This is a genomic window from Micromonospora fiedleri, assembly GCF_016774385.1.
Classification (GTDB): Bacteria; Actinomycetota; Actinomycetes; order Mycobacteriales; family Micromonosporaceae; genus Micromonospora; species Micromonospora gifhornensis.
In genome coordinates, this window is sequence record NZ_JAETXL010000004.1 from 672,994 (window position 1) to 684,439 (window position 11,446).

The 11,446-nt window shown below is 72.7% G+C and carries 5 protein-coding genes and 1 pseudogene; 4 read left to right on the forward strand and 2 right to left on the reverse strand.

What is annotated here, in order from left to right:
* Positions 1-2,617: 2,617 nt before the first annotated feature.
* Positions 2,618-3,358, reverse strand: coding sequence for a hypothetical protein (locus JMF97_RS32230; RefSeq protein ID WP_368856434.1), 741 nt, complete (start codon positions 3,356-3,358; stop codon positions 2,618-2,620).
* A 1,422-nt stretch (positions 3,359-4,780) separates the two neighbouring features.
* On the opposite strand from JMF97_RS32230, the pseudogene JMF97_RS32235 reads away from it, so the two are divergent.
* From JMF97_RS32235 to JMF97_RS14065, 3 genes and pseudogenes are all read left to right on the forward strand, one after another.
* Positions 4,781-8,137: pseudogene (locus JMF97_RS32235) on the forward strand (C2 family cysteine protease); the annotation flags it as partial.
* Between the two features lie 31 nt (positions 8,138-8,168).
* Entirely contained in the window at positions 8,169-9,011 is an 843-nt protein-coding gene (locus JMF97_RS14060) for a DUF6406 domain-containing protein (RefSeq protein WP_238359265.1), read from the forward strand.
* Between the two features lie 45 nt (positions 9,012-9,056).
* Entirely contained in the window at positions 9,057-9,872 is an 816-nt protein-coding gene (locus tag JMF97_RS14065) for a DUF6406 domain-containing protein (protein ID WP_203221948.1), read from the forward strand.
* Positions 9,873-9,943: 71 nt separating this feature from the next.
* On the opposite strand, the gene JMF97_RS14070 is transcribed toward JMF97_RS14065, so the two are convergent.
* Positions 9,944-10,483, reverse strand: a complete 540-nt coding sequence (locus tag JMF97_RS14070) for a hypothetical protein (protein WP_203221949.1) — start codon at positions 10,481-10,483, stop codon at positions 9,944-9,946.
* A gap of 69 nt (positions 10,484-10,552) precedes the next feature.
* Between JMF97_RS14070 and JMF97_RS14075 the strand changes: the two genes are divergently transcribed.
* Positions 10,553-10,804, forward strand: coding sequence for an SCO4848 family membrane protein (locus JMF97_RS14075; protein ID WP_203221950.1), 252 nt, complete (start codon positions 10,553-10,555; stop codon positions 10,802-10,804).
* The last annotated feature ends 642 nt before the right edge of the window (positions 10,805-11,446 follow it).

Genomic DNA, 11,446 nt, shown 5'->3' on the forward strand with positions numbered 1-11,446 from the left:
GGATCAAGGGTCGGCAGGTCTGGCCCCAACCGGAACCGACGGCCTGACCGACCCGGACGGCCCGACCAACCCCGACTCCACCACCGCGGACGGCCTGACCGACGCCGCCGACCACAACGGACCACCTGCGCCGCCGGGCACCGACTCCGACCCGACCCCTGCCGACGGGCCCGACCTGCGGCAGGCCGCCGCCGGTACGGCCTTCGGCGGTGCGCTGCTCGACACCGATCCCGCCCGGACCGCGCAGGCCGTGCAGGAAGCGCTGACCACCGGCCCACTGCCCGAGCAGGCGAGCGTGGACCCGGCCGCCGCCACCGTCACCCTGGACACGGCCGACGGCCCCTACCAGGTACGGATCGTGCTGGCCGACCCGCCGGCGGGCGTACCGGCCGTGCCGGTCGCCACCGTCGGGTACACCGCCGACGGTGCCGTGGTGCAGGTGTCCACCGGCGCGCATCCGGACCACGTCCGGCGGGCCGTCTCCGCGATGCTCGCCGAGGTGGACACGGTCGCCCAGGAACGCGCCGTCGATCTGCGTACCGACGCCACCACCGCGCTCGCCGAGGGGGCCCGACCCGAATACGACGGCACCCGCGTCCTCACCGCGCGGGACATCGGCCGCCTCGCCGAGCTGCGGGTCGTACTCGCCGACAGCGCCGCGACCACCGATGCGGCCCGCGCCGGCCAACTCCAGGCCGAGGCGTTGAGTCTGCTCGTCACCTCCGGCCTGCTGGAACAGGACCCGGCGCATGCCGTGCACGGGCTCGGTGCCAACGTCCCGGTGGTCGGAGCGGAAGCGGCGCAGGCCCGACTCGACCTGATCCGCAGCCACCTGGGTCCGGTCGCCCCGGCGATCGAGAACCTGATCGGCCAGGCGACCGGGCAGCAACTCGTCGCGGACCTGCGGGCCGCCCGGTCGGCGATCCGCGCCGAGGCCCGTACCTGGGCGCAGCAGGCCACCGCGTTGCGCAACGCCGCCGACCTGGCCCTGACCACCAGGGTCGACGCCGCCCTGGACACCGCGCCCGAGCACGTCTTCGGCCGGCTGGTGATCGGTGGCGGTTGGGCCGCCACCGCCGACTTCGTCACCATGGGCGGCACCGCCGACACCGGCGACGGCCTGCCACCGGTGCTCTGCGTGTCGCAGGGCCACGACCCGTGGGCGGAGCGACAGGCCCTGCTGATGGGTCAGATCCCGTCGGAGCTGGAGCTTCCCGGGCTGCCGTTCCAGCCGGCCGACCTGGCCGAGGCGGGCACCCAGTTCACGCCGTCCGACGTCTTCGCCGACGCGGTGGGCGCGGCGCGGGCGCTCAGCGGAATGCCGACCTACCAGGGCACGGCGACCGCGATCACGCCCCGCCCGGCCGACGCCGTGGGCTGGCCGGACGGCGCGAACTTCCGGGTGACCGTGGGTGGGCGACAGTTCTTCACCGCCTCCGTCGATGTCGCGTCCGGGCCCGGACCCTCCCGGGTGCCGAACGCACCGGCCAACGCAGCCGGGCAGTACGTCGACCCGACGACCGGCTACCGGGTCGACCGGTCCGGGCCGACCCCGGTGTTCCGGGCCCCCGACGGCACCATGGTGGACCCGGACACCCTCCCGGCGACGGTACGAACCGTCCTCGGTGCCGGCGTCTCCAACGCACCACTGCTTGCCGACTTCGGCGGTCGGCCGACGAATCCCCTGGTGGTCGATCCGACCTCCGGCTACGCCGTGGACCCCACGACCGGGCAGGTCTTCGACCCGGACGGCGGCCCGGTCGACCCCGGCACCCTCTCCGACGAGGTACGCGCCCGGCTCGGCCACGCGCCGGACGGCTCGTTCGGTGATCCCCGCCCGGCCGCGCCCGCCGTCGACTTCGGCGGGCAGAACCTGGCCGACGCGTACCGCCCCGGTGACCGGGTGCTCGTCTTCGGCGCGGGTGCCTCCGGCGCGTGGGACATCGAGCAGGCGGTGGCCTCCCAGGCCAGCAGCGTCGACTGGTCGGCCCGGGCCATGCCGCCGCCACCCGACCAGCTGACCGGCGACCCCGGACACGACGCCGACGCGCGGCTGCGGTTCAGCTTCGGCGGTGGCTACAACCGGCGCAACACCCTGCCCGAGGTCGGTGCCTACGCCGACTCCGTACGCAGCCAGGTGGAGCAGTCGCTGCGGGAGATCGTCAGTCTGCGGCACACGGTCGACGGCGGGTTCCTGGTCGAGTTCACCGACGGCAGCCGGCAGGCGTACGACCGGGTGGTCTTCTCGATCGGGCAGGCGCCCGAATATCCGGGGGGCGTCGCCGACCTGCTGTCCGAGGTGGACCTGTCGCCGCTGCACGGCCCGGCCACCGCACACGACGGCCCGGCCGACGTGCTGGGTCTGCGGGACACCAGCGGCCAGCTGCGGGTTCTCGGTGGGGCCAGCGTGGCCGGGCCGCTGTTGGCCAAGGTCGGCCCGGCGCTGCGGCAGACGATCGTGGATCAGGCCGCCGCGTTGCCGGACGACTCGCGGGGCATCCCGCCCAGCATCCGGTTCCACGCCCAGCGGATCGCCGAAGCGAACCTGGGCGCCCCGCCCGTGCCACCCGGCGGGCAGCCGACCGGCGGCACGGGCCCGGACACCTCGGGTGTGCCGTCAGACCTCGTCCCAGCGGGCGACGCCGAGCAGTCGCCAACCCCACTGGATGTCGAGCCAGGGCAACGGACCGTACCGCTCGTCGAGTTCCCGGCCGAGCGGCGGCATCTCGACAGCGACGGGCCTGCCGTCGATGTCCTGCCCGACGCCCTTGGCGACGACCTCGACGGGGTTGCCCCACATCTCGACGTAACGCAGGGCGGGCAGGTTACGGCTGGCGGCGAGGGCCTCGGCACCGGCCGGCCCGATGCCACAGTTGGCCAGGCCCAGCCACCGCAACCGACCCAGGTGCGGGGAGGCGGCCAGCGCGGCGACGCCGTCGTCACCGATCGGGTTGTCACTCAGGTCGAGGGCGACCAGACGCCCCAGTCCGGCGACACCGGCGACGTCCGGCATCAGCCCGGCCGCGTCGACCAGGGTCAGGTGGCGGACGGGCAGGTGAGCGAAGACCTCGGCACCGTGGTCGACGAAGGCGCGGGCGGTCATCGTGACCAGCTCGACGAGTCCGTTGCGGACCTTCCAGTCGACGAGCAGGTCGGCGACCGGCGCGGCGAGCCGCGGGACGACTCGTCGGTACCGCAGGGCGGCGGCCCGGTCGGGCCGGGTGCCCGCCAGGTCGATGCGGATCACCTCGGCGTGGTCGGGGTCGGTGGTCTCGATGGCGTCGGCGTAGCGCCGACGCAGGTCGAGGTCGTCGGGGTCGGCCAGGATGGCGGCGTACAGCTCGGCGGGCGTGGCCATGACGGCAGCGTATCGACGGCCGGCTCGCTCACCGCCAGTGCCGTGCCCGGCTCGACCTTCCACGGCCTGGGTCGACCGGACGCCGACCCGGACGCGGTCCTGGACGCCGCGCGGGGCGCGCTGCCCCAGGTGGCGCCGTACGCGCAGGTCGACGCGGTGGTGCCGGTCGGCCCGGACCGGTTCGAGATCCGTCCGGCCGGGCAGCACCCGCTGACCGTACGACTCACCGCGGGGCCGCTGGCCGACGGCGTGGTGGCCCAGTCGGTCCGCAACCCTGACGGGACCTTCACGGTCACCGTGTCGGAGCGGGCCGTGGACCAGGCGGTCGTACGGGCGCTGGCGCACGAGGTGGCCGAGCTGGTGGCGCTGAACGAGTCCGGCCGGGCGCTTGTCGGCCCGCTGGACCCGGGCAACGTACGCGGCCCGATCGACCCGTCCGGGCTCACCGCCCACGATCAGGGCCGGCTCGCCGAGATCCGGCTGCTCGCCGCCGGGTACCCCACCACCGACGCCCCGGGCCGGCTGGCCGTACGCGCCGAGATCGACGCCCTCGCCGACCACCTCGGCCTCCGGGTGGGTGACCAGGGGGTCCGGGCCCGGTGGGCGCTGCTCCCGCGCGACGTGCTGGCCCACCTGATGCAGCTCAGCGTCCCCGCCCTCACCCCGGAAGCGGTGTCGGCGGTGCTCGCCGGGGCACCCACGCTCACCGAGGTCGAGCGGGTCCGACTGATCGACTACCGGTCCCGGCTGGCCCCCGACTTCCAGGTGCCGCAGTCGACGGAGCTGACCGCCCGAATGCGGGAACTGGCCGCCGAGGCGGAACACACCCAGTCCGGCATGCCGCGGATGCCCGCCTTCGCAGGGCAGATCATCGGCATCCCGCCGGCACAGCTCGACCGGGTCCGCGCGGTGGACCCGCAACTCGCCGACCGGCTCGCCAGCGAAGGCGTCTACGTCGACCTGACCGGCCGCTACGACCTGCGCCCGTACATGGCGGACGTGCCGGCGATCGACCTCGGTGCGGCCCGCCCGGCGTACGACCTGAGCACCGAAGCCGGTCGACAGGCCCAACTGCACGAGGACCGGCAGCGGTCCCGGGCGGCACTGCGTGCCCTGCGTGGCGGTCAGGCCGCGACCCTGCTCGCCGACCACGACTTCCACTACCAGGGCACCGCCCGCTGGATGGGGTTGGTGCCGGACGTCCTGACCGACGTGCTGCGCGGCATCACCCCCGTACCGCCGACCCCGCCCGCCTCGGCGGAGAGCGCGTCGACCCAGGGGCCGTCCGGCGACACCCAGGTCGTGGCCGACCGGGTGACCCTGCCACCGGATTCACCGACCACCCCCGGGCCGGCGTACGGGCCGGCGCTGGACGCCCGGACCGGGCAGCCGGCACCGCTGTTCGACGGTCCGCCCCGGCGCGAGGACGTGCAGCAGGGCGCGCTCGGTGACTGCGGCATGATCGCCGTGATCGGGGCGGTCGCCGGCCACCTGCCGGACACGATCGCTCAGATGTTCCACCCCAACCCGGACGGCTCGGTCGACGTGCTGCTGCACGAGGCGAGCGGTCCGGGGCAGTCGGTCACCCCGACCGGACGCCAACTGCGGGTCACCGTCTGGCCGGACGTGCCGTTGCACGCCAACTCGAACGGTCGCAGCGCCTACGCCGACCAGTCCACGGTCGGCAGTTCCTGGGCGTCGCTGCTGGAGAAGGCGATCGCGGCGGTCGACCGCACCTGGACCGAGCAGCGCCACGACCAGTGGCAGCAGCAGTGGAGCGGCCGACCCGGCGCCGACCCGCACCAGGCCGCCCCGCTCGGCTACGCCCGCCTCGGCAACGGCAGCAGCCGACTGGTGCAGGCGGAACTGCTCACCCAACTCACCGGCCTGCCCAGCAGCGTCAGTCGGCTCGATCCGACGCCCGGCCGGGAAGCCGAGGCGGAAGCCCGGTTGGCCACCCTGCTCTCCGCCGGCAGTCCGGTGATCACCGGAACCCTGCCGGCCGCCCAGTACCCCGGCAAACCGCCGTACGGACTCATCCCCGGCCACGCGTACGAGGTCGTGTCGGTGACGAACGGTGAGGTGCAGCTGCGCAACCCGTGGAACGCCAGCCACCCCACCCCGATGCCGGTGCGCGCCTTCCTGGACCTGATGAGCCCCTGGTACGGGCACGTCGAGGTGGCGCAGAGCAGCGTGGCGGCGCTGCCGGACTCCGACTTCCACGGGCAGGGCCGACCGGCGGCCGATCCGACGGCGGTGCTCGACCGGGCGCGGCTGGTGCTGCCCACCCTGGCCGACACGATCGGCGCGGACCAGATCGCCGCCGTCGAGCCGGACGTCTTCGAGGTCCGGGCGGGCGGCCTGGCACCGCTGCGGGTCCAGGTCACCACCGGCGCGCTCACCGGCACGACGGTGGCGCAGACGATCCGCAACCTCGACGGCACCTTCACCCTCACCGTCTCCGACCGGGCCGTCGACGCCGTGGTGGACCGCGCGGTGGCCCACGAGCTAGCCGAGTTGCTGGCCCGACACGAGAGCGGCCAGGCCCAGGTCGGGCTCTTCGACCAGGGCACCCCGGAAGCGCCCATCGACCCGGCCGGCCTCACCGCCCGCGACCGCGGCCGACTGGCCGAGCTGCGCGTGCTGGCCGCCGGGTACCCGAATGCCGACCCGAGCACCCGGCTGGTCCTGCGCCGCGAGATCGACGCGCTTGTCGACCAGCTCGGCCTCCCCTGGGGTACGCCGGGAGCCTCCGCCCGCCTCGCGTTGCTCCCCGCCGACGCGTGGCACCACGTCATCCGGCTGAGCACGCCGAAGATCACACCGGAGGCGGTGGCCGGGGTGCTCGCCGTCAACCCGGACCCGAACCGGGTCGAGCGGTTCCGGGCGATCGACTACCGCGCCCGGCTGGCACCCGACTTCCAGCCGCGCTCGGCCGCCGAACTCACCAACAAGCTGCGCGAGCTGGCCGTGCACGGGGAGCAGAGCCAATCCTCGCTGCCCCGGATGCCGGCCCTGGCCGGGCAGGTCGTCGCGCTGCCACCGACCGCGCTGGACGCGATCCGGCAGACCGATCCACAGCTGGCCGACCGGCTCGCCGCCGAAGGCGTCTACGTCGACCTGACCGGCCGCTTCGACCTGCGCCCCTACACCCTCGACGGCGCCCCGGAGTTCCCGCTGGACGTGTCGGCGCCCGCGTTCGACCTGACCACCGAGGGCGGTCGCAGGTCACTGCTGGCCGAGGACCGCAGCCGGGTCGCCGCCGCCTTCCGTGCCGCGTACGGATCCAACCCCGCCGCGATGGCGGTGCTCAGCACCCACGGCTTCCACTACGTGACCGACGCGCGGCTGATGGCGCTGGTCCCGAACGCGCTGACCGACGTGCTGCGGGCGATGCTTCCCCCCGATCCCAGCACCATCGTCGATATCGAGATCGAGGTCGAGCCGACGGTCATCGGCAGCGAGGTGGCCGTGGTCGCCGACCGGGTCACCCTGCCCGACCCCGTCCCGAACTCCCCGGTCGGATACGGCCAGGCACTGGACCTGCGGACCGGTCAACCGGCGCCACTCTTCGACGGCCCACCGCAGCGCGAGCAGGTGCGCCAGGGCGCGCTCGGCGACTGCGGAATGCTCGCCACCATGGCCGCCGTCGCCGGTCACCGCCCGGATGCGCTGGCCCAGCTCTTCCAGCCGAACCCGGACGGCACTGTCGACGTGCTGCTGCACGAGAGCATGCTGCACGGGGGTACCTCGACTCCCACCGGACGGCGCCTCCGGATCACCGTACGGCCGGACGTGCCGCTGCGGACCCACCCTTCCGGCACATCCGCCTATGCGGACCGGTCGTCGAACGGTTCGGGCTGGGCGTCGGTGCTGGAGAAGGCGCTGGCGGCGGTCGACCGGACGTGGACCATGCAGCGTCGCGTCGCCTGGCAGCAGGACTGGACCGCCTGGCACAGCAAGAACGATCCGCATCGGGCGGCGCCGCTCGGCTACGCCCGGCTGCATGTCGGCAGCACCAGCGATCTCCAAGCCGAGCTGATGACCCAGCTGACCGGTGCACCGAGCCGGATGTCGCGCTTCGACACCAGGCCAGGACAGGAAGCCGCCGTCGCTGCTCGACTTGCCGCCCTTCTGGCCGCTGGAAGCCCGGTGATCGTCGGCACTTGGCCGAAGAGGCAGTACCAGGCCGGACTCGTCGAACTACCGTTCGGGCTCGTGTTCGGCCATGCGTACGAGGTCGTGTCGGTGGTCGACGGCCTGGTGCATCTGCGCAACCCGTGGAACATCGACCATCCCACACCGATGTCGGTGCGGGATTTCCTGAACCTGATGGCGCCTTACCACGCCCACCTGGACATGGGTGGCACGAGCAGCGTCCCGCAGACCGTCTCGGTGACGAGCCCGGATGTCCCGCCGACCCCGCCGACGATGCCGCTGACGCCGTCGGTCCCGGCGCCCCGGTCGGCGGAGCCGGCGACCAGGGCCGCGAGCGACAGACCGCGCCGGCACACCCTCGGCCGTACCGACCTGGAAGACGAGCGGGCCGACATCAGCTACCTCGCGCTCCTCGACGGCAGCGGTACCGTGATCGGCTTGAGCGTCGTCCTGCTGTCATCCGGAAGCGGCCAGCGTGAGGCTCGCTGGACGACCAGCGGAGAGTCGGGCATCGGCGGGTCGGTGCCGGTCGGTCGGGCGGAGGCCGAACGGATCGCCCGTGAGGTGCTCGGGTTTAGGCTGCCGGAGGAATCCGCGCTGCACGAGATGATCGACGGCTGAGATGCCGGCCGCAGGGACAGGGGGACAGCCGTTGCGATCCTTCACCGCCAAAACCGCGATCCGTAACAACATCCCCACCGACATCGGCCCGGCCCGCCTCGGGGCGCGCTGGGTGGACGTGGGTCCGCCCGTCCGTGCCGGGATCGTGGTCATGCCTGAGGGCGCTACCCAGTCCTTGTATCACGAGGTGAGGCTCGGCGAGACCTTCCCGGTGGGCGAGGAGACCTGGCGCTTCGCGGATCTCGACATGACCAGCGAAGACGCGTGGCAGATCACGATCCGTCGGGTCGACGAGGACGAGGTGATGGAGCCGCCCACCGGTCACCTCTGGAAACCGGCACGGTTGCGCCCGTACGGCGAGCTGGACGAGGCACAACTCCAGTCGGTGGAGGCGGCTCTGGGGCACCCGCTCCCGGTGGACTACGGCAACTGGCTGCGCCGGAACAATGGCGCGCAACCCGAGGTCGAGCACCACATTCCCGGCAAACCGTTCTCGCTGCTGCCCGAGCGTCCGCTGTTCGGGGTGCACCCCCAGTACCCGCCCTTCGACCTGGTGCACGCGCAGCGCGTACATCGGGATCCGTGGTTTTCGCGCGAGTGGTTGGTGATCGCGAATCCGTTCGGTGGGCTGCTGGTGATCCCCGCACTGACAGACGTCCCAAAGATCTATTTCGTGCACGAACTGGATCTGCTGGGTCCGCCCGGCCCGGCCGGCTCAGCCGTACGGGAGCAGAAGCTGCGCGCGGTGGCCTGGTCGATGGGCGAGTTCATCGGACGGTTGACCCCGAAGGAGCTGGACGACCAGCCGCCGGTCCAGATGTTGCCGCCCGGCACCTTCACCGACCCCCGCAACTACCAGGACGGGCCGTTCTGACCAGGTCCGCCGTCACGCCCAGCCGGGAGAACCGGGAGACAAGCGTTGCGCTCGTTCACTGATGTCGCCGCCATCGCGAACAACGCCACGGCGATCCTGGGACCGGCTCGGCTCGGGGTGCGCTGGGTCGACGTCGGGCCGCCCGTACGCGCCGAGATCATCGTCATGCCCTCTCACGGCGCGGAGTCCGCCCACGAGATCACGCTCGGCGAGACGTTTCCCGTCGGGGAGGAGACCTGGCGCTTCGCCGACCTCGCCATGTCCAGCCTGGACGAGTGGGAGATCACCGTCCGCCGGGTGGACGGCAGCGAGGCGCCACCCACCGGCCGACCGTGGGAGCGGGCGCGACTGAGCCCGTACGGTCAACTCGACGAGGCGCAACTCCAGGCCGTCGAGGCGGCCCTCGGGCAGCCGCTTCCGCCCGACTACCGCGACTGGCTGCGCCGGAACAACGGGGCGCAGCCCGAGGTGGACCACCACGTTCCGGGCGTCACGTTCACTCTGATGCCGGAGCGTCCGCTGTTCGGGGTGCACCCGCAGCGTCCGCCCACCGACCTGGTGCCGGCGCAGCGCGTACACCGCGATCCTTGGTTGTCACCGGAGTGGCTGGTCATTGCGAGACCGTCCGGCGGCCTGCTGCTGGTCTCGACCGCAAAGCCGCACGACAGCACGGTCTACTTCCTGCCCGAGCAGGACATGGTCGGTCCCGCCTCAGCTGACCGGGAGCGCAAGCTGCGACCGGTGGCCGGGTCCATGTCCGAACTCGTCGGCCGGCTGGCACCGCTCGATGTCGCCCATCTCCCGCCAGCCCAGCTCGCCCCGTTCGCCACTGACATCGACCAGGACGGCGGCCGGCCCTGACCGATAGCCGGGTGATCACGCGCAGGGAGTCCTACGCCCCGACCGGCTCAGCTGAGCCGGGGCCGAGGCGCTCAGCCGAGCCGTGCGAGCAGTTCGGCGTAGCTGCCGCGGACCGCAGCGAGTCGGTCGCGGCGGAACCGGCCCGGCTCGCGCTGGTGCAGCTGCCGGCCCCGGTCGCTGACGAAGGCGCTCGACGGAATCTCGCCGCCGCCGTCCGGGGCGAACTTGCCCACCTCGTCCAGCGCGGCGACCGCCCGGGTGAGCGCGGCGTGGGCCCGCTGGCCGGCCTCACCGGCGGATTCGGCCGGCACCGATCCGGCGTACGCGTCGGCGACCAGGAGCCATTCGCCGGGGTCGAGCAGTTGAGACGGTCCGTCGCCGCCGTAGCGGAACCCGCCGCTCGTGCTTCCCGGTGTGGCCGGTAGCCGGAAGACGAACTCCCGTTCCTCGCCGCACCCTTCGCAGGCGCCGGTGTAACGGCTGGCCAGGTCACCGTCGGCCAACGCGACGACGGCACTGTGCCGGGGGAAGCGGGTCGACCCGCACGAACAGGCGTGCAGGTCCATGTAGAGGTGCGCCTCCGCGCTGGTGCGGCTGAGCGGCGGATTCATGCGCTCAACCGTACCGATGCAAGAGCTTCGGCACCGCCCCCGGTGGTGCCGCTGGCATACTCGCCGACCATGGTGTTGTCGCGGAGCTGGGCGGTCTTCCTCACCGGGGTCGGGGTCTGGACCTGGGTGATCTGGCCCCGCTTCGCGCTGGCCATCTGGAACGACCCCAGGTCGTGGACCAGCGACGTGGTCGGGGACTGGCCGGCCACCGGCTTCCTCTGGGTGCACGCCTTGCTGATCGGCGCCTCGTTGGCGATCGGCACGGCCGTCGGCCTGCTCGGCGTCCGCGCCTGGCGAGCAGCACGCCGTCGTACGCCCTGAGCCGGTTCGATGCCTGGACGGTACGGCGACTGCCCGGCATCTTACGTCCCGCGCCCTTAACCCCGCAACCCCGCTCCGGAGACCGTGAGGGGGGACCGCTCCCGATCGATTTGACGATCAATCCGCCCGCCGCGTAGGTTTCTCTCTGCCAGCGCGGAACGGGCGAAACGGGGCGAAAGACCCGGTGACCCCGCTCCGACAATGGCACCGGGTTTGCGGAGGATCTCCTCGGTGAGCTCGGTCCGGGTGGTGCTCGTCTGGTTCGTCGCGAGGCGGATTTGGCGGAGCGGAACCGACCGGGTAAGGTTCACGTCCGGCAGGGCACCGGGCGAGCTTGCGGGAGACCGCAGCGGCCGGCCTGCCAAATCCGATGAACTGGCGAAGCGGATCTCCGCTGCGCCGGATCGCGGGTGCCGAACCGCATGAAGCGTGACGGACCGGGACACACCGGTTGACACGGGCCAGACGGTGAGGTAACGTAGTAAAAGTGCCCGGCGCGAGAGCGGCGGGTGCGGGTACGGAGCAGATGCCCCGGATGGTGGCCTTGGTGGGTTGCTTGATGGTGTGTGGTTGTTCTTTGAGAACTCAACAGGGTGCTTGATAAGCCAGTGCCAAGTAGTTTGATACCCCGGACTGGGTTGG

Excerpts from the sequence above, each read along its gene's own strand:
- JMF97_RS14075 (WP_203221950.1), top strand. The coding sequence starts at position 10,553 with ATGGTGTTGTCGCGGAGCTGGGCGGTCTTCCTCACCGGGGTCGGGGTC.
- JMF97_RS14070 (WP_203221949.1), bottom strand. The coding sequence starts at position 10,483 with ATGAATCCGCCGCTCAGCCGCACCAGCGCGGAGGCGCACCTCTACATG.
- JMF97_RS32230 (WP_368856434.1), bottom strand. The coding sequence starts at position 3,358 with ATGGCCACGCCCGCCGAGCTGTACGCCGCCATCCTGGCCGACCCCGAC.